The 25,278-nt window shown below is 68.5% G+C and carries 24 protein-coding genes and 1 other annotated feature; of the genes, 13 read left to right on the top strand and 11 right to left on the bottom strand.

Translation table 11 applies throughout. From position 1 onward, the window contains the following. Position 1: 1 nt before the first annotated feature. Both ACOEQ2_RS07150 and ACOEQ2_RS07145 read right to left on the bottom strand, forming a co-directional pair. Positions 2–1,720 carry a tetratricopeptide repeat protein gene (locus ACOEQ2_RS07150; protein ID WP_419730688.1) on the bottom strand — a complete coding sequence of 573 codons (1,719 nt, stop codon included), beginning with the start codon at positions 1,718–1,720 and terminating at the stop codon, positions 2–4. A gap of 31 nt (positions 1,721–1,751) precedes the next feature. Continuing rightward, a complete protein-coding gene (locus ACOEQ2_RS07145; RefSeq protein ID WP_419730687.1) occupies positions 1,752–2,114 on the bottom strand; it encodes a response regulator in 363 nt (120 codons plus the stop codon). A gap of 96 nt (positions 2,115–2,210) precedes the next feature. Here ACOEQ2_RS07145 and ACOEQ2_RS07140 point away from each other — a divergent pair, with 96 nt between their 5' ends. Further along, entirely contained in the window at positions 2,211–3,293 is a 1,083-nt protein-coding gene (locus tag ACOEQ2_RS07140) for a sterol desaturase family protein (RefSeq protein ID WP_419730686.1), read from the top strand. Positions 3,294–3,299: 6 nt separating this feature from the next. On the opposite strand, the gene ACOEQ2_RS07135 is transcribed toward ACOEQ2_RS07140, so the two are convergent. Together ACOEQ2_RS07135 and ACOEQ2_RS07130 are read right to left on the bottom strand one after the other, a co-directional pair. After that, positions 3,300–3,812: a hypothetical protein gene (locus ACOEQ2_RS07135; RefSeq protein WP_419730685.1), complete on the bottom strand. Its 513-nt coding sequence runs from the start codon at positions 3,810–3,812 to the stop codon at positions 3,300–3,302. 63 nt (positions 3,813–3,875) lie between these two features. Further along, positions 3,876–4,343 carry a YidB family protein gene (locus ACOEQ2_RS07130; RefSeq protein WP_419730684.1) on the bottom strand — a complete coding sequence of 156 codons (468 nt, stop codon included), beginning with the start codon at positions 4,341–4,343 and terminating at the stop codon, positions 3,876–3,878. 123 nt (positions 4,344–4,466) lie between these two features. On the opposite strand from ACOEQ2_RS07130, the gene ACOEQ2_RS07125 reads away from it, so the two are divergent. Further along, positions 4,467–5,534 (top strand): ligase-associated DNA damage response exonuclease, encoded by a 1,068-nt coding sequence (locus tag ACOEQ2_RS07125; RefSeq protein ID WP_419730683.1) that lies wholly within the window; start codon positions 4,467–4,469, stop codon positions 5,532–5,534. Then, positions 5,531–7,147, top strand: coding sequence for a cisplatin damage response ATP-dependent DNA ligase (locus ACOEQ2_RS07120; RefSeq protein ID WP_419730682.1), 1,617 nt, complete (start codon positions 5,531–5,533; stop codon positions 7,145–7,147). The genes ACOEQ2_RS07125 and ACOEQ2_RS07120 overlap by 4 nt, the downstream gene beginning before the upstream one ends. Before the next feature lie 45 nt (positions 7,148–7,192). Here the strand turns inward: ACOEQ2_RS07120 and ACOEQ2_RS07115 are convergent, their stop codons facing one another. Continuing rightward, positions 7,193–7,402, bottom strand: a complete 210-nt coding sequence (locus ACOEQ2_RS07115; RefSeq protein ID WP_419730681.1) for a hypothetical protein — start codon at positions 7,400–7,402, stop codon at positions 7,193–7,195. A gap of 206 nt (positions 7,403–7,608) precedes the next feature. Between ACOEQ2_RS07115 and ACOEQ2_RS07110 the strand changes: the two genes are divergently transcribed. The 8 genes from ACOEQ2_RS07110 (at position 7,609) to ACOEQ2_RS07075 (ending at position 15,491) form a co-directional block, all read left to right on the top strand. Beyond that, positions 7,609–8,226 (top strand): DUF4337 family protein, encoded by a 618-nt coding sequence (locus ACOEQ2_RS07110; RefSeq protein ID WP_419730680.1) that lies wholly within the window; start codon positions 7,609–7,611, stop codon positions 8,224–8,226. Between the two features lie 449 nt (positions 8,227–8,675). Further along, positions 8,676–10,628, top strand: a complete 1,953-nt coding sequence (gene acs / locus ACOEQ2_RS07105; protein ID WP_419730679.1) for an acetate--CoA ligase — start codon at positions 8,676–8,678, stop codon at positions 10,626–10,628. Continuing rightward, on the top strand, positions 10,628–12,070 hold the full coding sequence (locus ACOEQ2_RS07100) for an MFS transporter (protein ID WP_419730678.1): 1,443 nt from the start codon (positions 10,628–10,630) through the stop codon (positions 12,068–12,070). Before acs ends, ACOEQ2_RS07100 begins: the two co-directional genes overlap by 1 nt. A 27-nt stretch (positions 12,071–12,097) precedes the next feature. Then, positions 12,098–12,370, top strand: a complete 273-nt coding sequence (locus tag ACOEQ2_RS07095) for a YXWGXW repeat-containing protein (protein WP_419730677.1) — start codon at positions 12,098–12,100, stop codon at positions 12,368–12,370. Positions 12,371–12,386: 16 nt separating this feature from the next. Beyond that, the gene (locus ACOEQ2_RS07090; RefSeq protein WP_419730676.1) at positions 12,387–13,271 is read left to right on the top strand and encodes an alpha/beta hydrolase; all 885 of its coding nucleotides are present in this window, start codon (positions 12,387–12,389) and stop codon (positions 13,269–13,271) included. A 207-nt stretch (positions 13,272–13,478) separates the two neighbouring features. Further along, positions 13,479–14,042, top strand: coding sequence for a sigma-70 family RNA polymerase sigma factor (locus tag ACOEQ2_RS07085; protein WP_419730675.1), 564 nt, complete (start codon positions 13,479–13,481; stop codon positions 14,040–14,042). Next, positions 14,039–14,818, top strand: a complete 780-nt coding sequence (locus tag ACOEQ2_RS07080; RefSeq protein WP_419730674.1) for an anti-sigma factor — start codon at positions 14,039–14,041, stop codon at positions 14,816–14,818. The genes ACOEQ2_RS07085 and ACOEQ2_RS07080 overlap by 4 nt, the downstream gene beginning before the upstream one ends. Positions 14,819–14,840: 22 nt before the next feature. Continuing rightward, positions 14,841–15,491 (top strand): CoA pyrophosphatase, encoded by a 651-nt coding sequence (locus tag ACOEQ2_RS07075; RefSeq protein WP_419730673.1) that lies wholly within the window; start codon positions 14,841–14,843, stop codon positions 15,489–15,491. 11 nt (positions 15,492–15,502) lie between these two features. Here the strand turns inward: ACOEQ2_RS07075 and ACOEQ2_RS07070 are convergent, their stop codons facing one another. The 4 genes from ACOEQ2_RS07070 to ACOEQ2_RS07055 form a co-directional block, all read right to left on the bottom strand. After that, positions 15,503–15,682, bottom strand: coding sequence for a hypothetical protein (locus ACOEQ2_RS07070; protein ID WP_419730672.1), 180 nt, complete (start codon positions 15,680–15,682; stop codon positions 15,503–15,505). Between the two features lie 224 nt (positions 15,683–15,906). Then, positions 15,907–16,059 (bottom strand): hypothetical protein, encoded by a 153-nt coding sequence (locus tag ACOEQ2_RS07065; RefSeq protein WP_419730671.1) that lies wholly within the window; start codon positions 16,057–16,059, stop codon positions 15,907–15,909. A gap of 174 nt (positions 16,060–16,233) precedes the next feature. Beyond that, a complete protein-coding gene (locus ACOEQ2_RS07060) occupies positions 16,234–17,706 on the bottom strand; it encodes a SulP family inorganic anion transporter (protein ID WP_419731156.1) in 1,473 nt (490 codons plus the stop codon). 82 nt (positions 17,707–17,788) lie between these two features. Beyond that, positions 17,789–17,844: a sequence feature (sul1 is cis-regulatory element that is thought to sense ions involved in sulfur or methionine metabolism; They are found in Alphaproteobacteria), on the bottom strand. Positions 17,845–17,907: 63 nt separating this feature from the next. Beyond that, positions 17,908–19,137, bottom strand: coding sequence for a 2-oxoadipate dioxygenase/decarboxylase family protein (locus tag ACOEQ2_RS07055; RefSeq protein ID WP_419730670.1), 1,230 nt, complete (start codon positions 19,135–19,137; stop codon positions 17,908–17,910). Positions 19,138–19,665: 528 nt separating this feature from the next. On the opposite strand from ACOEQ2_RS07055, the gene ACOEQ2_RS07050 reads away from it, so the two are divergent. Beyond that, positions 19,666–21,318, top strand: a complete 1,653-nt coding sequence (locus ACOEQ2_RS07050) for a hypothetical protein (protein WP_419730669.1) — start codon at positions 19,666–19,668, stop codon at positions 21,316–21,318. Positions 21,319–21,436: 118 nt separating this feature from the next. Here ACOEQ2_RS07050 and ACOEQ2_RS07045 read toward each other — a convergent pair whose 3' ends face one another. Beyond that, the gene (locus ACOEQ2_RS07045) at positions 21,437–21,868 is read right to left on the bottom strand and encodes an Lrp/AsnC family transcriptional regulator (protein WP_419730668.1); all 432 of its coding nucleotides are present in this window, start codon (positions 21,866–21,868) and stop codon (positions 21,437–21,439) included. Between the two features lie 272 nt (positions 21,869–22,140). Here ACOEQ2_RS07045 and ACOEQ2_RS07040 point away from each other — a divergent pair, with 272 nt between their 5' ends. Next, positions 22,141–23,868, top strand: coding sequence for a hypothetical protein (locus tag ACOEQ2_RS07040; protein WP_419730667.1), 1,728 nt, complete (start codon positions 22,141–22,143; stop codon positions 23,866–23,868). On the opposite strand, the gene ACOEQ2_RS07035 is transcribed toward ACOEQ2_RS07040, so the two are convergent. Then, the gene (locus ACOEQ2_RS07035) at positions 23,869–25,125 is read right to left on the bottom strand and encodes a hypothetical protein (RefSeq protein WP_419730666.1); all 1,257 of its coding nucleotides are present in this window, start codon (positions 25,123–25,125) and stop codon (positions 23,869–23,871) included. Positions 25,126–25,278: the final 153 nt, after the last annotated feature.

The raw sequence follows: 25,278 nt of genomic DNA, 5'->3' as shown, positions 1-25,278 counted from the left end.
CTCAGTCGGAACCGGTGCGTTTGGCGTTCGCCATCTGCTGCAGCATCGGCAAAACGCGCGCCACCACACCGGCCCAGTCGCCCTGGCGCTTCTGCCGGACGATCCGCACCGAGGGATACCATGGGCTGTCCTCGCGGTCGTGGAACCAGCGCCAGCAATTGTCGTAGCGGTCCATCAGGATCGTCGGCACGCCGAGGCCGCCGGCGAGATGCACGATCGAGGTATCGACCGTGACGACAACATCGAGGTTGCGGATCAGGTTGGCGGTATCGTCCATGTCCTCGATCGTCGCCATCGGGTCGAACAGCGACAGGCCGGCCGGCGGATCGTTCAGCTCCGCCGCGTAAGGTCCGTGCTGCAGGCTGACCAGCTCCACGTGGCGCAGCCCGGCGAGCGGTGCCAACTGGCGCAACGAGGTGCTCCGCTTGCGGTCGATCGCGTTGGCCGCCAGGAACTCCGGCCGTGGCGCGCCGCCCCACACCAGCCCGACGCGCAGCTTCGGTATCGACGCATATCCCAACGGGTCGATCAGCGGGTCGATCCGCGGCGATTTCGGCAGCCGCGACGCTGCCTCCGCGACACAGCCGGGATCGGTGTGGAGATAGGGCGGCAACTGGCCCCAGATGTGCTCGGTGCCGGCAAAAGCCCGCGGCAGGCTGATGAACGGGCAGTGCCAGTCCGCCTCGAGGGTCACCTGGTCGGCGACGATCACCCCCGAGACGCCTTCCACCCGGGCGCACAGCCGGGCCAGGTTCTGCGGCACCCAGACGATCACCTTGGCGCCGAGCCGGCTCAGCAGCGGCACGTAGCGCAAGTACATCAGCGTGTCGCCGATGCCCTCCTCGTGGGTGACCAGGATGGTCCGGCCGGTGAAGTCGCTGCGCGGGGTGAGGTTGGGAAGCAGCTTGCCGATCGGCAGCTGGGTGTGCCCCGGCAGTCGCAGCCGCCATTCGTGCTCGTGCCAGCCCTGAACCATGCGGCCGGCCTTGAGCAGGCAGATCGAGTGGTTCAGCCGCACCTGCGGCTCCGCCGGCTTGAGCTGGATGCTGCGGCGATAGGCCGACAGGGCCTCTTCGAACGCGCCCTCCGCGGCAAGCGTGCAGCCGATATTCGCCCAGGCGGCAGAATTGCCGGCATCCTCGGCGACCACGTGGCGGAACTCGGCCAGGGCCTCGTCGGTGCGTCCGAGGGCGGCGAGAATGATCGCCCGCTGGTTGCGCGACGGATGGTAGCCGGGCATGTCGGCGATGCTGCGGTCGATCTCCCGGAGCGCCTCGTCGAAGCGGTACAGGTCGTTGAGCAGCTGGGCGAGCCCGAGCCGCAGCCTGGCATCGTCTGGGGTGAGTTCCAGGCAGGCGTGGAAGGCGGGCTCGGCATCCGCGCGCCGCTGCTGCTTGTGGAGCAGTGTCGACAGGTCCATGCACGGGTGCAGCGACTGTGGTCGCTCGGCGGCGATCGCATTCAGGAGCGGGGCCGCACGGAGCGGTTCGCCGGTGGCCGCCAGGGTCAGCCCGATCAGCAGGCGCGTCTCGAAATCGTATTCCGCGACCGAGCCCTGCATGAGCGGGAGCAGCACCTGCCGCGCTTCGGCGAAGCGGCCATCCTGCAGCGCATCGAAGCTCGCCTTGACGACCGCCCGGTGGTCCAGTGGCGGCTTCGGATCCCGTATCCGGGAGGCGGCGCGCGAGGCCGGTCGCGGGCGGCGGTTGGCTCCCGACATCAGGCCGCTCCGGTCATGCGCATCATCGGGTCTAGCTGTCGCCGAGCAGGCGGCGCACCGCGGCCGACATCGTCGACGGCAGATAGGGCTTGTTGACGTGCAGGTCGAACGGGCTCGTCACCGCATCCGGATCGGGTCGCCCGCTCATGAAGATCACCGGCAGGTTCGGCCGGCTCTCCCGCGCGCGGGCGGCGAGTTCACGACCGTTGAGCGAGCCCGGCAGCTGGATGTCGGTCAGCATCACGGCGAGATCCGGCTCGCGTTGCAGCGCCGCCAGCGCTTCGTCGCCATCCCCGGCTTCGACGACCTCGAATCCGTCATCGGCCAGGACCTCGGCCAGTGTCATCCTGATGAGGAATTCGTCCTCGACGATCAGCAGCCGGCGTGCGGCCATCCATAACTCTCCAATCGGGCGCACCTGGCGACAACCAGGCGAGTCCGGCCGCGGCGTCCGCCGATATAGCAGGGACCTCTCCGCCTCGCACAAGATATGGCCATCCGCGCGGGCCTGCCAGGGGGCTGGGTGCCGAGCATTCCCGGCGGTCCGCGGTTGCGCTACCCTGACGCCAAGACGTCCGACCTGGCCGGCAAGCCGGATCTGCAAGGAGAACCCGTTGTCGTGATCGACCCGTTCGCCTGGATCGCTGGCTGGATCCACGAGACCATCCTGCTGCCGATCCTGTTCCGCACCGGCGAGATGCAGTGGGAAGACGTGTCCTTCATGTGGGCGCTGTTCGCGGTCTATGGCGTGCTGCAGGTGCTGATCAATTACGCCATCTGCGTGCCGGCCGAGCGCTTCTGGCCGCTGATCCGCTGGGAGCGGCGCGAAACCGTCGCGATGGACGTGTTCTACACGCTGATCGCGCGGATCGGCGTGTTCCCGCTGGTCACCTTCTTCGGGTTCTACTGGATCCAGACGGCGATGAACGGCTGGCTCACCGACCACGGCTACATCCCGCCGACGCTTGAGGGACTGTTCCCGGCACTGCTCGGCATGCCGGTGCTGACCTTCTTCATCTACGCCGTGGTGCTGGATTTCGCCGATTATTGGCGCCACCGTTTCAGCCACACCTTCGGCTGGTGGTACGGCCTGCATGCGCTGCATCACGCCCAACGCCAGATGACGTTCTGGTCCGATGATCGCAATCATGTGCTCGACGACGTGATCACATACGTGTGGTTCATCGGCGCCGGGCTGCTGATCGGGGTGCCGCCGATGCAGTTTCCGCTGCTGGTGCTGACCTTGCGGCTGGTCGAGAGCTTCAGCCACGCCAACACGCGGATCTCGTTTGGGCGCATCGGCGAGCGGCTGCTGGTGTCGCCGCAGTTTCACCGCGCGCATCACGGGCTCGACGCCAGCGGCCGCAATTCCTGCAATTACGGCGGCGTGTTCCCATGGTGGGACATGGCTCTGCGTACTGCCGACTTTCGCCGCGACGTGATCGAGACCGGCGACCTCCGCGCCCCCGAGGCGCTGGCCAGCGGATCGTGGCTGGCGCAGCAGCGTGCCGGTCTGGCGCTGTCCTGGCGGCTGCTCACCCGCAAACGCCGTCGCCGGGTTGCCGCGGAGTAGGGTTGATCAGGCGCCCTTGAGCCGCTTGCTGCACGCGCTGTAGTAGCCCCCGCCCTTCTGGATCCAGTTCATCCCGCCATTGGCGCCCGACGCCTTGTTCGCCTTGTACTGGTCGAGACAGGTCTCCATGCGGGCCTTGCCGGGCTTGTCGCTGGCGTATTTGGTATTCACCGCGGTCGGGAAGGTCGCAGTGCCGACGGCGGCGGTGGCGGCATCTGCCTTGGCGGGTGCCGTGGTGGTCGATGCGACCGTCGCCGGCGCCGAGCCTGCCGTCGGAGCGGGCGAAGTCGTGGCGGCCGGCGCCGGGGTGTCGGTGGCCGCAACAGCGGCATTGGAACACTCGGCGGTCCGGAAGGCCTTGTAGTTCTGGCCGTTCAGCGTGCCGGCAGTCTTTGCGGCCTGGAACTTGACGCCGCATTCCTTGCTGCTCAGGGCGTTCGCCGGCAGGGCACCGACACACACCAGCGACAGGCCCAGCCCGGCTGCCGTCCACGCCGTCTTGCGATCCAGGATGCTCATCAACTCGTCTTCCCCGATGGTGCGGCTACAGCCGCCGCACCGTGGACCCGTTCCGCCTGCGGATCAATCTCCGCCCGTCAACCGCTGCACTAGGCCGCCGAAATCTAACCCCTGCGACGGTGCGCCCTGTGCGGCGGAGCCTGTCCCGGCTTGCGACGGCTCGTCCGACGCCTGGCCGCCGGGCACTTGTCCGTCCGGCGTCTGGTTGTCGATCGCGTGCGGCAGCAGGTGCGCCAGCAGCTGACTCGCGGTCCCGGCCGGGATCCCGTGCGCCTCGGCAAAGCTCTCGATCTGCTGCGGCGGGAACACGCGCTCGATGTCCTCGACCGCAACCGGCAGGTTGCTGCCCTGGCCGACCCATGACTGAACCTTGTCGCCCAGCCCCGCCTGCTCGAACTTCGAGACGATGCCGGGGACGCCGCCGGCCGCGTTGAACACTTCGGACAGCAGGCCGCCCGCTGCGTTGGTGCCGCCGCTGCCCTCGACCAGGCCACCGAGTGAGCCAAGGCCGCCCGAAAAAAATCCGCTCATGATGATCGTTCCCACCGCTTCCTGGCCTCTTAAGAGCGGGGCCGGGCGGGCGGTTTCAGCCTGTTCGCGAAACCGGTGCCCAGGCCGGCGCAACCACAAGCGACCTGTCGGACTTTGGTCTCGATGCCGCATCCCGACACATGGCTGAAGGTGCTGCCCGATGGGCTCTATTGCGAGCCTGGCGGCTTCTTCATCGACCCGGTCAATCCGGTCGACCGCGCCGTCATCACCCACGCCCACGCCGACCATGCCCGGCCAGGCCATGCCAACGTGCTGGCGACGGCGGAAACACTGGCGATCATGGACGTCCGGATGGGCGAAGGCCGGTCCGGGCGGGCGCAGCAGGCGGTCGGCTACGGCGAGGTCGTGACCCAAGGGGGCGTGCGGTTGTGGTTGCAGCCGGCCGGCCACGTACTCGGCAGTGCCCAGGTGGCGATGGAGTGGCAGGGCAGCCGCGCAGTCGTTTCCGGTGACTACAAGCGTGTCGCCGACCCGACCTGCCTGCCCTTCGAACCGATTGCCTGCGACGTGTTCGTCACCGAGGCGACGTTCGGGCTGCCGGTGTTTCGCCATCCGCCACCGGCGGGCGAGGTGGCGCGCCTGATCGACAGCGTGCGGCTGTTCCCCGAGCGCACCCACGTCGTCGGCTGCTACGCGCTCGGGAAATGCCAGCGGCTGATCCGGCTCATCCGTGAGGCCGGCTGGGACGGGCCGCTCTATCTGCACGGGGCGCTCATGTCGGTGTGTCGGGCCTATGAGGCGATGGGGGTGCCGCTGGGCGACCTGCGTCCGGCGACCGTCGCGGCGAAGGCCGAGCTCGCCGGCGCGATCGTACTGGCGCCACCCTCCGCGATCGCCGATCGCTGGGCCAGGCGGCTGGCGGATCCGGTCACCTGCCTCGCGTCCGGCTGGATGCGGGTGCGGCAGCGGGCGAAGGCGAAGGGCGTCGAACTGCCGCTGGTGATTTCCGATCATGCCGACTGGGACGAGCTCTGCCGGACCCTCATCGATGTCGACGCGCCCGAGATCTGGGTCACCCATGGCCGGGAGGAAGCGCTGATCCATGCAGCGGCCGGTCAGGGGCGACGGGGCCGCGCATTGCGCCTAGTCGGGTATGGCGACGAGGAGGAGGGGGAGGACGGCGCCAAGGCAACCGACGCGCCCGCTTCCGAGACAGCGCTCCCCGCATGATCGCCTTTGCCGAACTGCTCGAGCGGCTGACCCTGAGCCCGGGGCGGCTCGCCAAGATCGCCCTGCTGCGGCGGTTCTTCGAGACCGAGCCGGACCCGGACCGCGGCATCGGCCTGGCCGCACTGACCGGCGAGCTCTCGTTCCAGGCTGCCAAGCCGGGCCTGATCCGTGCGCTGGCGGAGAGCCGCACCGATCCGGTGCTGTTCGCCTGGTCATACGATTATGTCGGCGACCTGGCGGAGACCGTGGCGCTGATGTGGCCAGAGCGTCAGGTCAATGCTCCGCCACCGCTGCTCGCCGAAGTGGTGGAGGCGCTCGCCGTCACCCCCAAGGCCGAACTGGCGACGCTGGTGGCGGGGTGGCTCGATGCGTCGTCCCCGGCCGTCAGGCTGGCGATCCTGAAGCTGATCACCGGGGCACTCAGGGTCGGTGCGTCGGTGAGGCTCGCCAAGCTGGCGCTCGCGGAACTCAGCGGCGGCCGCATCGCTGCCGACGACATCGAGGAGGTGTGGCACGGCCTGTCACCGCCGTACACCGACCTGTTCGCCTGGGTGGAGGGACACGGCGAGCGTCCCGATCCGCAGGATGCGCCGGTGTTCCGGCCGCCGATGCTGGCGCACCCGCTGGAGCCGCCGGACCTGGCCGCACTGCCGTTCGATGCCTTCGCGGCCGAGTGGAAATGGGACGGCATCCGGGTGCAGCTGGTGTCGACCCCTGGCGGCCGGCGGGTCTATTCGCGCGGCGCCGACGACATCTCGCTGGCGTTTCCGGAGATCGTCGAACGGCTCGGCTTCGACGCGGTACTGGACGGCGAGCTGCTGGTGCTGCGCGACGGCGTGGTGGCGCCGTTCGCCGACCTGCAGCAGCGGCTGAACCGAAAGTCGCCGACCGCCCGGATGATGGCGCAGTTCCCGGTCTGGGTGCGGCTCTACGACATCCTGTTCGACCAGGGCGAGGACCTGCGGCCGCTGCCCTTCACCGATCGGCGGGCCAGGCTGGAGGCCTTCCACGCACGCGAGGCGCCAGACCGGATGGACCTGTCGGAGATCATCCAGGCGCCCTCGATCGAGGCGTTGTCGGTGCTGCGCGATGGAGCGCGTGCCGCCTCGATCGAGGGGCTGATGTTGAAGCGCCGCGACAGTCCGTACCTGCCCGGGCGGCCGAAGGGACTGTGGTGGAAGTGGAAGCGCGATCCGCTGACCATCGACGCGGTGCTGATGTATGCCCAGCGCGGTCACGGCAAGCGCAGCTCGTTCTATTCCGACTACACCTTCGGCCTGTGGCGCGAGACGGAGACCGGTGACGAGGAGCTGGTGCCGGTGGGCAAGGCCTATTCCGGTTTCACGGATGCCGAGCTGGTGGTGCTGGATCGCTGGATCCGCAACAACACGACGCAGCGTTTCGGGCCGGTCCGGGAGGTCGAGCATGAACCGCGCAACGGGATCGTGCTGGAGATCGCCTTCGACGCCGCGCAACGCTCGACCCGGCACAAATCCGGGGTCGCGTTACGATTTCCGCGGGTCGGACGCTTGCGGACGGACAAGCCGCCGGCCGAGGCGGATCGGCTGGACAGCCTGATGCGCCTGATCGTGACCGCCGACGTCCAGGAATGAAGCTTTCGACCGGCCACTGCCTCGCAGCAGCAACCGGCCAGCGCGCTAGTCCGCCGGTGCAACGACCGGCAGCAGGGCCGCGGTCGTCATCGGGCGGGGAATGTGGTGCCAGAGGTTCTGGATCTGCGCCGGCGCAGGCTCCCGCCTGACGATATCGTAGCCAGCCCGACGCAGAGCACGGATCGCGACGAGGTCGAGATGCGGCACGGCATCACGAATTGCAGTCAGATCTTCCATGGTAAAGTCGTTGTTCACGGTGTTTCCTTCTCCAGCAGCCGTAACGGCAGCAAATTGTCCTTCGGTCCCGTCTTAATGCGCGACTCGATCCGAGCGGGGTGATAGCCCGCTCATGGGACGCTCCCACTATCCATGCAGTGTTACAACCTTGTTTCAGATGGTGCGTGCTGGCCGCGGCACAATGCCATGAAGCATTGTGTCTTTTTTACGACGGAGACGATGCCGTGGATAACGTCGAGATGGCGCAGGACAGCCTCGAGCATGCACATGGCCACGACGCCCACTCCGGGGCCGGTGGGCACGCGGCGCCGCCGACCTCCACCAGGCTGGCGGCGGTTCTCGTCGCGGTGCTGGCGGCGGTTGCGGTGGTCGTCGAGATGAGCGGCAACGACCAGCAGACGGTCTATCTCGCCAAGGATGTGTCAGCGTCGGATCTCTGGTCGCAGTATCAGGGCAAGTCGGTGCGCCACACCGTCCTGCTCGAGACCGCCGCACTGCTCGAAGCCGAGGCAGCTTTGGCGACGAACCCACAGCCCGCCAACCAGGGCCGTCTCGATGCGCTGATCGCCTCCACGCGCGCCGCCGCGGCCAGGCTCGAGGACGAACCGGGCCATGACGGCATGAAACAGGTGGCGGCGCGGGCGACCCAGGAGGAGGCGGCGCGCGACCATGCGCTGGAGCTGCATGAAGGGCTTGAGCGCAGCGTGCGGGGCCTGCAGATCGCGATCGTCCTGGTCGGGCTGTTCATGGCGACCAGGTTGTTCTGGCTGTTCGGCGTGGGCGCTGGCCTTGGGGCGGTGGCGCTGCTGTACGGGATCGTTGTCGGCCTCGGCCTCGCCTGAAGCGCCTCCGGACCCGCTTAACAACACCGTCGCATCGTAGTTTCTGTTGCATCACGATGATCCGAGGCTTATGGCTGACCTCCGCGATCGAGGGTGAATTATGGACGGGCCTGGGCCACAGGTTAAAGGCCGGCGCATCCTGGAGGCTCTTCTGGCCGCCTCGCTGCTATGCGGTGTCTCGGTGCTGATCGTCGGCCGGCCACACCCGCACCTTGCCGGTCAGCCGACCGTCATGGCGGCCTCGATGCCTGCCGAGATGCCGGTATCGGAGTCGATGCCGGTGATCCCCCACCCCGCGCGCGTGGAATTTCACCACAGCGCTCCGTAGCCCGCGGATCGTTCCAAACCGCAGACGTGACCGGAAGGTTGACCGCACGCGGTCGTCGAGCCGACCATGCGCCGCAATTGGGGAGCTGGATCCATCCGGCCCCGGCCCGGGAGCGGCGCCCATGTCCGAAGAGATGATCTTTCACGTCAAGCCGAGCCTCGCCGCGTCGGCCCAGGTGAACGCGTCGCGGTTCGGCGTGATGACCAACCACGCGATGCAGAACCCGGACCCGTACTGGCTCGAGCAGGCGCGGCGCCTCGACTGGATGCAGTTTCCGCAGATGAGCGGAAACGGCAGCTTCGACGGCGACGTCAGGCTGTCGTGGTTCTCCGACGGCACTCTCAATGCCAGCGTGAACTGCCTGGATCGCCACCTGCGGTCGCATGGTGACCGCACTGCGCTGATCTGGCAGGGCGAGCAGGAGGATGCTGTCCGCCATGTCAGCTTCCGCGCGCTGCATGCCGAGGTCTGTCGCCTTGCCAACGTGCTGAAGCAGCTCGGCGTCGGACGCGGCGACCGGGTGGCGACCTACCTGCCGATGGTGGTCGAGGGCGTGGTGGCGATGCTGGCCTGCGCGCGCATCGGCGCCGTGCATGTGGTGATGTTCGCAGGGTTCTCTGCAACGGGCGTGGCCGGCCGGCTCCGCGACAGTGGTGCGAAGCTGCTGATCACCGCCGATGAGGGTCGTCGTGGCGGCAAGCGGATCGCGCTCAAGGCGCTGGCCGACCAGGCGCTCGAGGAGCCCGCCACCCCGGTCGAGACCGTGTTGGTGGTCCGCGTCACCGGGAGCCCCGTGGCGATGCAGGCCGGGCGCGACCACGACTACGCCGCACTCGTCGACGCCGCCGATCCCGTCTGCAAGCCGGAGGAGATGCAGGCCGAGGATCCGCTGCTGATCCTCTACACGTCGGGCAGCACCGGAGCGCCGAAGGGCGTGCTGCACACCACCGGCGGCTACCTGCTCTGGGCCAGCCTGACCCAGGAGATCGTGTTCGATCACCGTGCCGGTGACGTGTTCTGGTGCACCGCCGACCTCGGCTGGGTGACCGGCCACTCCTATGTCGTGTACGGCCCGCTTTCGAACGGCGGCACCACGATGCTGTTCGAGGGCACCCCCTCCTGGCCGGCTCCCGGGCGATGGTGGCAGGTCATCGACAAACACCAGGTCAACTGCTTCTACACCGCACCCACCGCGATCCGGGCGCTGATGCGCGAGGATCCGGCCAGCCTGAAGGCAAGCTCGCGGGAGAGCCTGCGGGTGCTGGGGTCGGTCGGCGAGCCGATCAATGCCGAGGCCTGGCTCTGGTACTACCAGGCGGTCGGCGACGGTCGCTGCCCGGTGGTCGATACCTGGTGGCAGACCGAGACCGGCGGCATCATGATCGCGCCGCTGCCGGGCGCCGTCGCGCAGAAGCCCGGATCGGCCGCGCTGCCGTTGCCCGGCATCTGCCCGGTGCTGGTCGACGAGAAGGGTGTTCCGCAGCTCGGCGAGGCGGAGGGTCATCTCTGCATCGACCGCTCATGGCCGGGTCAGGCGCGCACCATCTGGGGCGACCATGCGCGCTTCGTGCAGACCTATTTCACGACCTATCCGGGGCTGTATTTCTCCGGCGACGGCGCCAGGCGCGATGCCGACGGCTATTACTGGATCACCGGCCGCGTCGACGACGTGATCAACGTGTCGGGCCACCGCATCGGTTCCGCCGAGGTCGAGGCGGCGTTCGGCACCCATCACGCGGTCGCGGAGTCCGCGGTCATCGGCGTGCCGCACGACGTGAAGGGCCATGCGCTGGCGGCGTTCGTCATCCTGAAAGCGGGTGGCGAAGATGCCGATGCGGCGCTGGAGGCGGAACTCGCGCGTCATGTCGGCCAGGAACTCGGCCGCTACGCCACCCCCGACATCGTCATCCTGGCCACCGAGCTGCCGAAGACGCGCTCGGGCAAGATCATGCGCCGCATCCTGCGCAAGATCGCGACCGGGGAGCACGACCAGCTGGGCGACGTCTCGACGCTCGCCGATCCGTCGGTGGTGCAGGCATTGATCGAACGCATGCGGCAGCGGGGTCCACGCTGATGTCGATGTCCGCCACCACCCACCGCCTGCCATCGGTCAGGACCGACATCCCGGCCAGGCTGGATCGGCTGCCCTGGTGCCGCTTCCACATGCTGGTGGTCGCCGCACTCGGCATCACCTGGATCCTGGACGGGCTCGAGGTCACCATCGTCGGCTCGATCGGACCCGCACTGGAGAGCCCGACTGCCCTCGGTCTGACCGCTGCCGATGTCGGCATGGCCGCCTCGGTCTATCTCGCCGGTGCGGTGTTCGGAGCCCTGCTGTTCGGCTGGCTGACCGACCGGGTCGGCCGCAAGAAGATCTTCAACATCACGCTGGGGCTCTACGTCGTCAGCGTGCTGCTGACCGCCTGCTCGTGGAACATGTGGAGCTTCATCCTGTTCCGCTTCCTGACCGGTGTCGGCATCGGCGGCGAGTATGCGGCGATCAATTCGGCGATCGACGAGCTGATCCCGGCCAGGCTGCGCGGCCGCGTCGACCTGATGGTCAACGGCTCGTTCTGGCTCGGTGCGGCGGCCGGCGCAGTCGGGTCGCTGGCGCTGATCCGCGACAACGGCACCTTCACCTATGGCTGGCGCTTCGGCTTCGCGATCGGCGGCGTGCTGGGATTGATCGTGCTGATGCTGCGGAAATGGGTGCCGGAAAGCCCGCGCTGGCTGGTGACGCACGGCCATCACGAGGAGGCGCACGACGTCACCACCGGCATCGAGCGCCGCGTCGAGGAGGCGTCGGAATGCAAGCTCGGCGTGGTCACCCAGACGCTCACCGTGCATCCGCAGCGGGTGTTCGGTTTTGGCCAGATCCTCCGGGTGATGCTGGCCGAGTACAAGATGCGCTCGGCGCTGGCGCTGCTGCTGATGGCCGCCCAGGCGTTCCTGTACAACGCGGTGTTCTTCACCTACGGCCAGGTGCTGACCCACCACGAGCACGTCACGCCGTCCCGCGTCGGCGCGTACATCCTGCCGCTGGCGATCGGCAACTTGATCGGCCCGGTGCTGCTCGGCCCGCTGTTCGACACGGTCGGACGAAGGCGCATGATCTTTTTCACCTACAGCACCTCGGGCCTACTGATGCTGGTGGTGGCCTGGATGTTCGTGCACCACGAGCTCACCGCGGTCACCCAGACCATCGGCTGGGTAGCGATCTTCTTCTTCGCTTCGCCCGCCGCCAGTGCCGCCTACCTCACCGCCAGCGAGATCTTCCCGCTGGAGACGCGGGCGATGGCGATCTCGATCTTCTTCGTGCTGGGCACGCTCATCGGCGGCGTCGGTTCGCCCTATCTGTTCGGCCGGCTGATCGACATGGGCGGCCGCATGCCGCTTTCGCTCGGTTATGTCGGCGCTGCGGTGCTGATGATCGCGGCTGGCCTGATGGCGCTGAAGTTCGGCGTCGATGCGGAAGGCAAGTCGCTCGAAGAGATCGCGCGCCCGCTTTCGAACTGACCTCACCTCACAACGAAGGGAAACGGAATGATCCGACTGCGGAGCCTCATGCTCACCGTATCGGCCACCGGCATGCTCGGAGCCTGCATCGTCGAGGCGCCCTCACCGCCGCCGCGGGTGATTTACCGGCAGGCCCCGGTCGTGGTACGCCAGCCACCGCCGCCGCCGGTCATCATCGAGCAGCCGCCACCGCCGCCGCGCGAGCATCCGTACTGGGCGTGGCAGCCTGGCCATTGGCGCTGGGACGGCGCGCGCTGGGTCTGGATGCGCGGTCACTACGTCGAGCGGGCGGGCTATTGATCCCTGCCGGCGACCGTTGAGCCTGCCGGAAACGGCCGCCACGGGGGTGCCTCTGACCCGGCGGCTGTTTTCCGCACTCGGCAGCTCCGCGGCACTGCTGGCGGCAGGCTGCTCGCCGGTCCGGCTGCTCAACACGCTGGCGCCGGACCGACTGGCCGCGGACGGCATCGCCTATGGTGCCGACTCCCGCCAGCGCCTCGACATCTACCGCCCGGCCGGGATCCCACCGTTCCCGGTGCTGGTGTTCCTCTATGGCGGCAGCTGGGATAGCGGCGCGCGGGGGATCTACCGCTTCCTCGGCGGCGCCTTTGCAGCCCATGGGTTCATGACCGTGGTGCCGGACTACCGGCTGTTTCCGGAGGTCCGCTACCCGACCTTCCTGCAGGATTGCGCGGCCGCAATGGCCTGGACCCGCCGCAACATCGCGGCCTATGGCGGCTCCAGTGCGGCGCCGACGCTGATGGGCCACTCCGCCGGTGCCTACAACGCGGCGATGCTGACGCTCGACCCTGCGCTGCTGGAGGCGGTCGGGCTGTCGCCGCGCCATGATATCGGCCGGATGATCGGGCTGGCCGGGCCGTACGACTTCCTGCCGCTCGACACCGACGAACTGCGCGCGATCTTCGGGCCACCCGCGGGACTGCCGGCAACCCAGCCGATCAACCATGCGGATGGCGGCAATCCGCCGATGCTGCTGCTCGCGGGCACTGCCGACCACACCGTCCGCCCGGGCAACACCGTGCGTCTGGCCGGACGCATCCACGCGCGTGGCGGCCCGGTGTCGTACCGGCTGTATCCGGGTGTCGATCATCTGGAAATCGTCGGGGCGATCTCCGGCGCACTCCGGTTCCTGGCCCCGACCTTCGGCGACTCCCTGGCCTTCATGCAAGGCGACGCCTGACCGGCGTTCCGATACGGTGCCGGTGCGCCAGGTCATCCGGTCGGCGGTGGCGGGCGTAAACGAGGCAATGACCATTCATCCTCATCCTTTCCCATGCTTCTGCGACCGCCGGCCTCGTGGAGCGTTGCCATGAGCAGCATGACCATATCGTCACGCTGGCAGTCGGCAGCTATGGTCGACGGATCGTGGATGGGGTCGTGCCTGCGCATGAGTTACGCTGAACCCGCGCCGGACGAACCGGTCGCCGATCTCGCGGTCCTGCTCGGCCGGTGCGCCGAGGGCGACCAGAAGGCGTTCCGGACGCTCTACGAATTGCAGTCGCCGCGGCTTTACGGCCTGGCCCTGCGACTGATGCAGCAGCCGGCACTCGCCGCCGATGCGATGCACGACGCCTTCGTCCAGGTGTGGCAACGAGCGGCGCAGTTCGATCCGGCACGCGGGGCCGCCGAGGCCTGGCTCGCCGGATTGTTACGGTATCGCGCCATCGACATCCTGCGCAGACGCTCCCGTGAGCGCTACGGCCACGAGCCGACCGACGAGGTGGACCCCGCTCCGGATGCGCTCGAGCGACTGGCTGCGGCCGGCGACGATGCCGCGCTGCACCGGTGCCTCGAGCAGCTCGAGGGGGCGCAGCGGAGTGTCGTGCTGCTCGCCTTCATGGAGGGGCTGTCGCACACCGAGTTGTCGAGCCAACTGAAGGCACCGCTCGGCACCGTGAAAAGCTGGATCAGGCGCGCCCTGCTCGGGCTGCGCCGGTGCCTCGAGGCATGAGCGGCGGGATCGAGACCGGCGCCGGGCCGGCCGAGGAACTGGTCGTGCTGGCCGGCGAATACGTCCTGGGCACGCTGTGTCGCGAGGAGGCCCGGCTGCTCGAGCGTGAGGCCGAGACCGATCCGGTGGTGGCCGGGGCGATCGCCGGATGGGAGCAGGCGCTGGCGCCGCTGCTGGAGACGGTGACGTCCGTGGCACCACCCCCGACGGTCTGGCCGCGAATCCAGTCGACGCTGGACTTCGCTGGCCCGGTCCGGCCGGCCGCGCCGACAGGGGCGCTACCCGGCAACCGCCTCGCCGCGGCCGGCACGGATCCAGCCAGCGCTGTGACTGGCAGCCCGAACCGGCCCGCGAACAGCAACATCTGGCGCGCCGCGGCGGCGGCCGGGTTCCTGCTCGCGGCCGGCATTGCGGGCGTTGCGATCCTGGATCGGCCGGCCGGCGTTCCGGTTCCGGTTGCGGCACTGTCCCCGGTGGGCAGCAAGCCCGCCGTCTTCGTTGCGGAGTCGCAGCCGAACGGCAGCCTGTCGATCGTGCCGCTGTCGCCGGTCGACGTGGCGTCCGGCCATGATCTCGAACTCTGGTCGCTGCGCCGGGGCGAGACGGTGCCGCATCCCCTGGGTGTGATGCAGCCGACCGGGACGCGCCTGGCCGCCGGCACGCTGCCGCACGGCGATCTGCAGCTGCTGATCAGCCTCGAACCCAAGGGCGGCTCCCCGACCGGCCTGCCGACCGGGCCGGTGCTGTGGGGTGCGTTCCTCCCGCAATCGAGGTGACGTGCCGCCAGGTCGGGAGCAGATGCGCATCGTCGGGTGGCCGGTCACTGCGGAAACGCGCACCGAAAGCTGGCTGCGGAGCGGGCTGAGCCGCCTCCAGCCCGCCAGGCCGTCCCTCTGGCCGACGTTGCGGCCGTTGCGGCTGCCGACCGATCGCAAGAGTGCCGCCGTGCTAGTTCCGATCGTGCTGGCGCAGCAGCCGTTCGTGCTGCTCACCCGGCGCTCGGCGCTGCTGCGTCATCATGCAGGCCAGGTCAGCTTTCCCGGCGGACGGCCTGATGGCTCTGACGCGGACGCGGTCGATACGGCGTTGCGTGAGGCGGCGGAGGAGATCGGGCTCGATCCGACGCTGGTCGAGATCATGGGACGGCTGCCGGACTTCGATACCGGGACGAGCCGGTTCACCATCGTGCCGATCGTGGCGCTGCTGTCGCCGCACGCCACCTGGAGTGCCTCGGCGGACGAGGTTGCGGCAATCTTCGGGCTGCCGCTCGACACGCTGATCGATCCGGATGCGCCGCGACTGAGCCGGAGCGGTCCGCGCGCCGGCACCTGGAGCTGGCCGCATCCGGAGCACGACATCTGGGGCGCCACCGCGGGCATCCTGGTGACGCTGGCCCGCCTGCTGCAAGGCCCGCCGGGCGCGCGCCGGGACAGGACATTGCCGCCCTAGGAGTGGGTGGCTCAGGCGAGCTGCGTCGATTTCCCCCGGTCGGCACTCGGAAGCTGCAACGCGATGTCACCGGGACCGAGCTTCACGCCGAAGCTGGTCGACGAGGTCGCCGCGAAGCATGTCCAGACCTGGCGGTTCCTGAACGCGGTCAGGCTCCCATCGGTGCCGAACTTGACGGTGATGGATGCCACGTCGCCCTCGATCGGCGTGTCGACGACGGAGGGGACGACGCGGTGGTGGCACCGTCGGAGGGGTTGGTTGTCGAGGCACGGACAGGAACCCCGGCCCGCAACGACTTGAAGCGTATCGTGTTGCCGAACGCGGTCGACCCGGTGATCTGTCGTGCCTTGGCCGTCTTGGTCATCTCCGCGCCAAATCCGGCTTCGTATCCGCTCCAGTCGGTGTGCTGCTGCGATCAGGCGAGCGTGTTGCGGACCATGATGGCTTCCAGAACTGCGGCAACAGGCGGGTGTTTCCCTGCCTGTGTGACGAGTGGAACATCCAGCACCACTTCCGGGACAATCCGGTCGAGCGGGTAAAGCCCATCCGGACCGGCATACTCCGTCACGGGGGATGTCGAGGGGGAAACCGCAGACACGCTTACACAACAGGCACCATGTGACGGCGGATACGTTACGAAAGTGCCAACGCAGCACTCGATCGAGCGAGAAAATGGGATCGTGCTGTCGCTTCGCACTGGCGGCCATTTCCCCACACCGCAGCCTGGGTGCTCCAGTGCCGATCAGGCTTCCGCGTGCACCAGCGTCGCGTGGCGGTCGACCAGGGTGGCGCTGGCCTCGTTCAACCCGATCACCTCGACGCGGACGCCGTGACGACGCATCTTCGTTGCCACCGTCTGCAGCGCGGCAACGGCGGTGACATCCCAGAAATGCGCCGCCGCCAGGTCGATCCGCACCGTGCGTGCGGTGTCGCGCAGGTCGAACGCATCTGCAAACATCTCGGCGCTGGCAAAGAAGATCTGGCCGGTCACGCGGTAGATGCGGGTGTCGGCAGACGCGTCGTACGTGCTGGTGACCGACATCAGCCGCATCACCTTGAAGGCGAAGAACACGCCGCTGAGCAGCACGCCGACCACCACGCCGGCGGCGAGGTCGCTGGTCGCCACCGTCACCATGACGGTCGCCAGCATGACCACGCTGGAGGTTTTCGGATGCCGCACGATTTCGCGGATCGATCGCCAGGAGAAGGTGCTGATCGAGACCATGATCATGATCGCGACCAGGGCCGCCACCGGCACCTGCGCCACCCACGGCCTGAGCAGCACCATCAGCACCAGCAGGAACAGGCCGGCCACCAGCGTCGACAACCGTCCGCGACCGCCATAGCGGACATTGCCCACGGTCTGGCCGATCATGCCGCAGCCGGCGATGCCGCCGAACAGTCCGGCGGCGATGTTGGCCAGGCCGAGCCCGCGGCATTCCTGCGCCTTGGAGCTGGTGGTGTCGGTGAGCTCGTCCACGACGCTCGCGGTCATCATGGATTCGAGCAGCCCGACCACCGCCATGGCGAGCGCGTAGGGTGCGATGATGCCCAGCGTCGTCCAGGCGAGCGGCACGTGCGGCAACACCAGGCTCGGCAGCGAGGAGGGCAGCCGGCCCAGGTCGGCGACGGTGTGCAGGGGCATCGGCAGCAGGAGGCTGATGGCGGTGAGCACGACGATGCAGACCAGCGGCGACGGCACCGCCTGGGTGACGCGGGGCAACAGGTAGATGATCGCGAGGCCCACGGCGATCATCGCGTAGGTGTGCCAGCTCACCCCGAGCATCTGCGGCACCTGGGCCGAGAAGATCAGGATCGCCAGCGCGTTGACGAAGCCGGTGCGCACCGAGCTCGAGACGAAGCGCATCAGCACGTCGAGCCGCAGCAGTCCGAACACCAGCTGGAACGCACCCGCCAGGAGAGTGGCGGCGAGCAGGTAGTCGAGGCCATGGGCGCGGACCAGGGCGGCGGCGACCAGGGCGACCGACCCGGCGGCGCCGGAGATCATTGCCGGGCGGCCGCCGGTGAAGGCGATGACGATGCCGATCACGAAGGAGGCGAACAGCCCGACCTCGGGATCGACGCCGGCCACGAAGGAGAAGGCGATGACCTCGGGGATCAGCGCGAAGGTGCCGACCATTCCGGCCAGCACCTCGCGCCGGAGATCGCCGAGGCCGCCGAACCACTCGGAGCGGGTGCGGGAGAGGGAGTGCATGGTCATTGGAGTGTCCGCAGTCTGCGCGCGATTCCGGGCCGGGCCCTTGGGCTGCGGCATGGTCGGACTGTCGGGCGTTGTGCGTTGTCCGGCGGATCGGCGGCCGGAAGAGCCACCCGGGTTTGCACCGGGTCCGGGATGTGTCGCTCTCAGCTAGTCCAAGTCGTGACGCACTGCAACATTTCGGCGGGTCTCAGCGGATCAGGCGGCGGCGGCCTCGTAGAGCGCCATCTCGTCCAGGGGGGCGGTTCCGAGTGCCGCCTCGAAGTCGGCGCGGCTGGAGACCGCCAGCGTCCCGGCGGCGCCGTTCGGGCCGAGGTTGGAGCGGAAGATGCCGGCGGCACTCACCGGCAGGAAGTCCTCGTACAGGAGCGGCTCGTCCGAACCGGGGTGGAAGAATGCCAGGCCGTGCTCGCGAAGCTCCCGGGCGGTGTCGGGGAACTCCGCGAAGATGCGCGATGCGGCTTCGGTGCGATCGGCGCCGTCGGCGGTCTCGGATTGCAGTTGCGACAGCAGGCGGTCGTATAGCGCGCGGCCCTTGGCGGTCAGTGCCGCGCCGCGCTGCTCGACCTCGCCGAAGCGCGCGGTGTGGGTGCCCGTGGTTTCCCCCGATGCCGGGCCCGCACCGGCGGCGAACCGGACCGGTTCGTTCAGCGCGTGGAAGCTGGTCTGGCGCAGCAGGATCGGCACGGCACGGCGCGGCGGACCCTCGATCACCGCCTTCGGGTTCATACCGCGCGCCGCCATCGCGGCCTGCACCGCGTCGATGTCGAGCGTGCGCGGCGTCAGGTGGTTGATGTGCGGCCCGCGGAAACACACCACGTCGGCAACCAGCGGGTGGGCGGCCTTAAGCCGGTCGTAGAGCCCGGCATCGACGGGCGCGGTCTCGTGCCAGCGGAAGGTCTGCAGCGCCTCGGCGACGAACTCCGGCGCCAGCGGTTCCGGCAGCCCGCCTTCCTGCTCGGCCAGCGCCACCAGCTCGAGCAGCCGGGAGGTGAAGATGCGGCGGCGCTCGAGGACGGCGGCGGCTTCCGCGCGCAGTTCGGGATCGCCGATCAGCTCGAGCCGCAGCAGCGAGGTGAAGACGCGGAACGGACTGATCGCCAGCGCTGCTGCCTCGACCGGCCGGAACGCGGTGGAATGCACCGGCACCCCGGCCGTGGCCAGGTCGTAATAGCCGACCGGCTGCATCCCCATGACCGCGAACAGCCGGCGGATGCCGGCAAGCTCGGCCGCCGTGCCGACGCGGATCGCACCGTGCCGCTCGACCTCGAGACGCCCGTCATGGTCACCCGACACGAGCCGGTTTGACCCGGCAACCAGCTCCAGCAGCGTCCCGTAGAGCGGCACCTCGCGGCGATACATGTCGGACAGGGCTTGCGAGAAGCTGGCCCGCAGGCGGCTCGGCTCGATCGGCGTGGCGTTTGGCATCGGTGGCTTCCGTAGGGTCCGGGGCGTTCAGCGGGAAATGCGGATGGAGAGCAGGATCATGGAGTTGGCGCACAACACGCGGCCGATCGCGCCGATCGTGCGAGTCATGGTCTCGACCGAGGGGCCGTTTCGGCGTCAGCGTTCATCGGGAGGTGCGCCTCGATCTGCAGCTGATCTGCCGGCTGCGTGAGGTCGGACATCCTGGCCTCGATGGTGAGACTCTCGATGAGCAGTGGGTCGGTGGCATCGAGCGACGGTACTGGCCGCTGACGGCGAGTCAATGCGCGCCGGGGGCGGGCATGTCCGGCATCGGAGTTGCTGCTCCCTGACGTCTTGAGAAGCTCGACTCTACGGGGCTATATCGATGAACTCACGGTACAGGGCGTCGACCTCCTCATGAGATCCTTGCTTCCTGTCCTGTTCCCGCCCCGCCGCAAGATCATGTCGGCCGCCGCAACGGACCGGTTCCGCCGGGAACCCCGCGCAGCTGCCGTCGTCGGATCCGAGCCAGAGCCAGAGCCAGAGCCGGTGCCAGAGCTTGACCCGGTTCCAGAGCCGGACCCGGAGCCGGAGCCGGAGCGGATCGTCGAGCCGGTGCTGACCGTGATGGAGAGCCGCCCGCTCCGGCCCCTGGTGATGCTCGACCCGATCCGGATGATCGACGGCCGGCTGCACCTCCTGCTGGGGGATGGGGTCGTCTGTCCGGTTCGCTACGGCGATCCGGCCGGGTTGCATCCCGGCTGGAGGGCAACGGCGCTGTATGTCGGCTGCGACCACCTGCTCTGGTTGGCGCTGCTGCATGTGGAGGGTCACCAGGCGGACTGGTTCCTGACCGAGCAGGCGACCTATCTCGCGGACCGGGTGGAGGATATTCCCGGCCCGTTTCTGGATGGCCTGGTCCAGCATGTGCGCGTCCTGCTCCAGATGCCACCCGGGCCCACGCGCGACGCGGCACTCGACGCACTCGGCCACATGCATCTCCGGACGCGCGAGGCGATTGACGCACAGATCGCGGCCCGGGATGGGAGTTCGAGACCCTCCGAAATCGATCACGGTGTCGTGCCGTCGACCATGCCGGCGCAGCCCGGGAAGCTGACTGCGGTGGTCAGGTTGGTCGGCGCGGACCTGGCGCGACCGGGGGTGCTCGGTGGTGTCTGGCGCCAGGACGGCGACCGCATCGTCGTGGAGGCCGGCCAGCCCCTGTCGGTCACGCTGCGGCTGCCGTACCGGCCGCTCCACGCGCGGTTCAGCGTCGACCTCAGCGGGGTCCACCCGACGCGCAAACTGACCGTCACCGCCGATGGCTGGACGATCGGCACCACGCGCGTCGGCCACGAGAAGGCAGGCGGCAGCCGGCTCGATTACTGGATCCCGGCTGAGGCACTCGACGGGGACACGGTTCGGATCGAGCTCGTCACGCCGCCTGAGAGCATTCCCGCAACGGCCTTCACGATCGACCGCGTCGCATTCGATGTCGGTCCTGCCACGCCGGCAACCACGCCCCGCGCGGACGATACGGCGCTCATGACGATGTTCGAGAGCCTGGGCGAGAATTGCGAGTTCGGCTTCGTGCAGCGGTATTTCGGCGCCGAGCCGCTGGGCCTGTTCCGGTTCGCCGGCACCACCGACATCCGCAACACGCTGCGCCTGCTGGAGAGCGACTTCGAGGGCCTCGGCGACACCGGCTCGTTGTCCACGATCTCGACCAATGCCGTGCTGTACCGGCTGCCGGATCCGCCGCTGATCATCCCGGAATTCATGATGGTCGATGAAAAGCGTCGCTTCTGGTACCACACCTTCCACGGCCCGGAGCAGCACACGGAAGCGGAGGCTTGTGCCCTCAACGAGCAGAAGCTGCGTTACCTCACCCGGAAATTCATCGAGGATCTCGAGGATGGCGAAAAGATCTGGGTGCTGAAGGACAGCGTCCGTGGCGATCTCAACGAGGCGTTCGCATTTCTCGACGTGCTGAACCGCAGGGGACCGAACAGGCTGTTCTGGGTGACGCGGCTGGTGGAGGGGCGGCCTCCCGGCGCGGTCGAGTGGGTGGCGCCCAATCTGCTCCGCGGTTATTCGGGGGGCGAGCATCGCGATCCGCAGATCTTCGATGCGGAGGCCTGGAAGGTTCTTTGCCTCAAGGCCGCGCGGGCGTTCGCGGAACGGGACGCCCGCGGACACTGACCAGCAGGACCTGAAGCGTCGGCATTCCCATGATCACGAGAGGTTTGAGGATGCCGGCGGGCGCGCATCCGGGAGTGTCCGATGGAGCGGCAGCTCGCGGCGGTGCGCGTCCGAGTGCTCAGCGGGAGATGCGCGTGGAGAGCAGGATCATGGAGTTGGTGCGCAGCACGCCGTCGAGTGCGCCGATCTGGTCGATCACCCGGTCGAGTTCGGCGGTGGTGCTGCCGCCGATCACCGCGATGAGGTCGACCGGGCCGCTGACCGCGTGCAGTTCGCGCACCTGGGTGATCTTGCGCAGCATGGTCTCGACCGAGGGCGTCTGCTTCGGCGCCAGCGTCATCAGCACGTGCGCCCTGACCTGCAGATGATCCGCGGGCTCAGCGGTGCGCACGGTATAGCCGAGGATGCTGCCCTGGCGCTCCAGCCGTTCGATCCGGCTCTGCACCGTCGTGCGCGACAGCCTGAGCCGGCGCCCGAGCTCGGCCGCCGACAGCCGCGCGTTGGTGGTGAGAAGCTCGATGAGCTGTCGGTCGGTCGCATCGAGCTGCATCGCGCGACGGTACCGGCCGGGGTGCCGGTGTCAATGCGTTCGGGGGCAGCTCCAGGCGAGGGCCCGGACACCCGCCGCAGAGTGTTTCGGAACGCTCATCCAGGCTACGATGCAAGGCACGAAAGCCGTTCCAGAGGGCTTGTCTTCTCATGAAATCCTTGCTGCCAGGCCTGTTTGCTCATCGCCGAACGGCTGCATCGCCCGCTTCGCCCGCCACGACCGAGTTTTCGCCGGATGACCTCTTCGGTCGCCGAGCCCGCCTGGCTGCCGCCGTGTCGCCCCCGCCCGCGCGCAAGCCGGCACCGGATCGGGCGCCGGATCGGGCGCCGAACCGTGCGGCAGAGCCCGTGCTGACGGTGCTGGATCGCCGGCCGCTGCGGCGCCTGGTGGTGCTCGACCCGATCCGGATGATCGACGGCCGGCTGCACCTGCTGCTGGGGGACGGGATCGTCTGTCCGGTTCGGTATTCTGATCCGACCGGGCTGCATCCCGGCTGGACCGCGACGGCGCTCTATGTCGGCTGCGATCACCTGCTCTGGTTGTCGTTGCTGCATGAGGAGGGTCACCAGGCGGACTGGTTCCTGACCGAGCATGCGACGTTCCTTGCGGATCGGGTGGAGGATGTTCCAGGTCCGACCTTGGACATCCTGCTCAATCACGTGCGCGACCTGCTCGCGATGCCGCCCGGGCCCACTCATGACGAGGCGCTGCAAGCCTTGAGCCACATGCATCCGGGGACGCGCGAGGTCATCCAGTCGCTCATCGCGGCCCGGGAGATCCAGTCATCCCGGCCACCCGGCGCGGCTGAGCAGGGCGAGCCGCGCATTGCGGCGCAGGAGACCCGCCCGGACACGGCGGATCTCGAGTTCAGCCCGGCGCCACTGACGATGCCGGCACGGCCGGGACCGCTGACCCCGGCAGCCAGGATGGGAGGAGCGGAACTCCTGCAGCCAGGGGTGCTCGGCGGCATCTGGCGGGAGGCGGGCAACCGCATCGTGGTCGAGGCCGGGCATCAGGTCTCGGTCACGCTGGCCGTGCCGTATCGACCGGTCCATGCGCGGGTCAGCTTCGATATCAGCGGGACCGATCGATCCTTCAGGCTGACCATCGCGATCCGCGGCTGGACGATCGGCACGACCCGCGTCGGCTTCGAGAAGGCGAGTGGCAGTCGGCTCGATTACTGGATCCCGGCGGAGGCGCTCGACGGCGAGACGGTGACGATCGACCTCGTCACCCCGCAGGCCGGCACGGAAGTCGCGGCCTTCATCATCAATCATGTCGCCTTCGACGTGGGGCCGGCGGTTCCGGACATCACGCCGCCTGCGAACGACGCAGCCCTGATGGCGATGTTCGAGAGCCTGGGGGAGAATTGCGAGTTCGGCTTCGTGCAGCGCCATTTCGGCGCGGAGCCGCTCGGGCTGTTCCGGTTCAGCGGCACCGGCGACCTGCGCAACACGCTGCGTCTGCTGGACAGCGACTTCGCCGGCCTGGGCGACCCCGGTTCCCTGTCCGCCTTCCTGATCGACGCGCTGCTCTACCGGCTGCCGGATCCGCCGCTGGTCATCCCGGAATTCATGATGCGGGACATGACACTCGACTTCTGGTTCCACACCTTCCGCGGCCCGGAATACGACACGGAGGACGTGTCCCGCGCCAACAACGAGCAGAAATTGCGTTATCTGGTCAGGAAGTTTCGCGAAGACCTGGAGGATGGCGAGAAGATCTGGCTGCTGAAGGACAGTGTCCGGGGCGACCTCAACGAGGCGTTCGCGTTTCTCGACGTGCTCAGCCGCCGCGGTCCGAACAAGCTGTTCTGGATCACGCGCACCGTCGAGGGACGGCCTTCCGGCGCCGTCGAGTGGGTCGCACCCAACCTGCTCCGCGGCTACTCGGGCGGCCCTCACTACGATGCGCAGATCTTCGAGCCCGACACCTGGCAGCGTCTGTGCAAAAATGCCGCGCGAGCCTTCGCCGAGCGGGCCGCAATCGGGATCGCCTGATCAGCCGGGCGCCAGGGTGACGGTCCAGCCATCCGGCCAGATCCGCAAGCGGTGCGACGGATCGAGCTGCCAGGCGCGCACCTGGTCACGCCAGGCCGGGCCGTTGCGGATCAAGGGCAGCGTCTCCGGATACATGATGGCCCCGATCACCATGAGCCAGACGACCGCACTCCACGCAGCCCGAGCGATACGCCGCGTGCTCGTCGCAGCGAGCGCCAGCACCGCGAGAGCGAGCAGTGCCTGCGGCACGAAGATGTAGCGCTCGCCGGACTGCGCTCCGATCAGCATGGCGGTCCCGCCGAGGGCGCCGTAATAGGCGGCGGGTGCGGTGAACACGGCGGCAGCCAGCAGCCAGCGGGATGCAGCCGCACGGCGCGTGCGTAGCAGCACGACGACGAACGGCACGAACAACGCCACCGGCAGCAGGACCGCCCAGAGTGCGACATGGCCGGCGGCAAGCTGGTTCTGGACGTCGTGGCCAGCCCGGTAGGCGACCGTCAGCCCGAAGAACGGCTCGACGATGTGGCGGATCGCCACCACGCACAGCAGCATGAGGGGATCGAGGTGATACGCCCGGCCCGCGAAGGGCTGGAAGAACACCAGGATCTGGACCGCACTCGCCGCGGCCAGCGTCAGGCCCTGCAGCAGGCGCGCCGCCGACCGGTCGAGTGCCGCCCGTGCCAGGAACAACGGGATCAGCACGATCCCGCCGGGTCCGCAGAGTGGCGTCAGGGCCAGGATCGCCAGGCGCGCCAGGGCTGCAAGGCCGGCCGCCGGTTCGAGCGCCAGGATGATGCCGCAGCAGAGCGTCAGCTCGAACTGGCAGTGCAGGGTTTGCAGCCAGATCTCCTCGGTCGCCGGCACCAGCAGGATCAGCAGGATGCCGGCAATCCGCACCCGCATCCGGCCGAGCCACTCGTCGCGGGCGGTCAGCAGCAGCAGGGGCGGCAGCAGCTGGAACGCGAGCCCGACAGCGATGGTCATGTAGGGTGCGAGGCGCAACGGCATCACCAGGCGCGCCGCCAGTGTCGCCGCATTGGCGACCAGGTTCAGGTAGCCGCCATAGGAATTGAACAGCGCCCGGAGCGGCGGCAGCGTCGCGGCGGCGGCGAAGAAGTTGCGGCCTTCCTCCGCCCAGAAGCGGCCCTTGAGCACGATTTCCGGCATCCGCGCGACCACCAGGACGGCGAAACCAAGGATCAGCAGGAGAATGAGCGAGAGCCGAGGCCGTTGTTCCTCCGCAGCAAACGGCTTCATGAGGCTCCGTCGGTCGTTCAAGGGGATTGGCGGGACGCGTGGGGGGATTGCGCTGCCAGATGAGCGCGAGAGCTCGCCGGTGTCGAGTGGGGCACGCCGTCATCGCAGCAGTGCGGTCAGGCCGGGATCGGCTCCGGTTGCATGACCGCGGAC

This window comes from Lichenicola sp., assembly GCF_965198575.1.
Taxonomy (GTDB): Bacteria; Pseudomonadota; Alphaproteobacteria; order Acetobacterales; family Acetobacteraceae; genus Lichenicola.
The sequence above is the reverse complement of the archived record's forward strand: the minus strand, read 5'-3'. Positions and strand labels throughout refer to the sequence as shown.

What these genes read in the sequence shown, in the direction of transcription:
- ACOEQ2_RS07150 (WP_419730688.1), bottom strand. Translation starts at nt 1,720, where the DNA reads ATGTCGGGAGCCAACCGCCGCCCGCGACCGGCCTCGCGCGCCGCCTCC.
- ACOEQ2_RS07145 (WP_419730687.1), bottom strand. Translation starts at nt 2,114, where the DNA reads ATGGCCGCACGCCGGCTGCTGATCGTCGAGGACGAATTCCTCATCAGG.
- ACOEQ2_RS07140 (WP_419730686.1), top strand. Translation starts at nt 2,211, where the DNA reads ATGGCCATCCGCGCGGGCCTGCCAGGGGGCTGGGTGCCGAGCATTCCC.
- ACOEQ2_RS07135 (WP_419730685.1), bottom strand. Translation starts at nt 3,812, where the DNA reads ATGAGCATCCTGGATCGCAAGACGGCGTGGACGGCAGCCGGGCTGGGC.
- ACOEQ2_RS07130 (WP_419730684.1), bottom strand. Translation starts at nt 4,343, where the DNA reads ATGAGCGGATTTTTTTCGGGCGGCCTTGGCTCACTCGGTGGCCTGGTC.
- ACOEQ2_RS07125 (WP_419730683.1), top strand. Translation starts at nt 4,467, where the DNA reads ATGCCGCATCCCGACACATGGCTGAAGGTGCTGCCCGATGGGCTCTAT.
- ACOEQ2_RS07120 (WP_419730682.1), top strand. Translation starts at nt 5,531, where the DNA reads ATGATCGCCTTTGCCGAACTGCTCGAGCGGCTGACCCTGAGCCCGGGG.
- acs (WP_419730679.1), top strand. Translation starts at nt 8,676, where the DNA reads ATGTCCGAAGAGATGATCTTTCACGTCAAGCCGAGCCTCGCCGCGTCG.
- ACOEQ2_RS07100 (WP_419730678.1), top strand. Translation starts at nt 10,628, where the DNA reads ATGTCGATGTCCGCCACCACCCACCGCCTGCCATCGGTCAGGACCGAC.
- ACOEQ2_RS07095 (WP_419730677.1), top strand. Translation starts at nt 12,098, where the DNA reads ATGATCCGACTGCGGAGCCTCATGCTCACCGTATCGGCCACCGGCATG.
- ACOEQ2_RS07085 (WP_419730675.1), top strand. Translation starts at nt 13,479, where the DNA reads ATGAGTTACGCTGAACCCGCGCCGGACGAACCGGTCGCCGATCTCGCG.
- ACOEQ2_RS07080 (WP_419730674.1), top strand. Translation starts at nt 14,039, where the DNA reads ATGAGCGGCGGGATCGAGACCGGCGCCGGGCCGGCCGAGGAACTGGTC.
- ACOEQ2_RS07075 (WP_419730673.1), top strand. Translation starts at nt 14,841, where the DNA reads ATGCGCATCGTCGGGTGGCCGGTCACTGCGGAAACGCGCACCGAAAGC.
- ACOEQ2_RS07060 (WP_419731156.1), bottom strand. Translation starts at nt 17,706, where the DNA reads ATGCACTCCCTCTCCCGCACCCGCTCCGAGTGGTTCGGCGGCCTCGGC.
- ACOEQ2_RS07055 (WP_419730670.1), bottom strand. Translation starts at nt 19,137, where the DNA reads ATGCCAAACGCCACGCCGATCGAGCCGAGCCGCCTGCGGGCCAGCTTC.
- ACOEQ2_RS07045 (WP_419730668.1), bottom strand. Translation starts at nt 21,868, where the DNA reads ATGCAGCTCGATGCGACCGACCGACAGCTCATCGAGCTTCTCACCACC.
- ACOEQ2_RS07035 (WP_419730666.1), bottom strand. Translation starts at nt 25,125, where the DNA reads ATGAAGCCGTTTGCTGCGGAGGAACAACGGCCTCGGCTCTCGCTCATT.